This window comes from Phosphitispora fastidiosa, from assembly GCF_019008365.1.
GTDB lineage: Bacteria > Bacillota > Thermincolia > Thermincolales > UBA2595 > Phosphitispora > Phosphitispora fastidiosa.
Genome location: NZ_JAHHUL010000220.1, coordinates 1 through 235, shown reverse-complemented (window position 1 = coordinate 235; position 235 = coordinate 1). Strand labels below are relative to the sequence as shown.

The 235-nt window shown below is 62.1% G+C and carries 1 protein-coding gene; it reads right to left on the bottom strand.

Annotated features, from left to right (window positions below; all coding sequences use genetic code 11):
- A partial coding sequence (locus Ga0451573_RS19585) for a hypothetical protein (protein WP_231685894.1) occupies positions 1-235 on the bottom strand: 235 nt, incomplete at both ends.

Below are 235 nucleotides of genomic sequence, written 5' to 3'. Positions count from 1 at the left end.
AGTCGTTCAGCGGTACGAACACCGAATTATCGCGGTTGCTCTCAGCCGCGAATATGTTCCGCAGCGTTACGTTGTAGAACTGCGGCTGTTGCAGGGCCAGCGTCGCGACGCCCGCCATGTTGGTGGTGGCCATGGACTGCACCTGGGTGAGGGTGCTCCCGGTCGGTGGTACGCCGGTGATGCGCGTATATAACAAAACAGCCTGCTGGGCCGTCTGCGCGAAGGCGCTCGACGC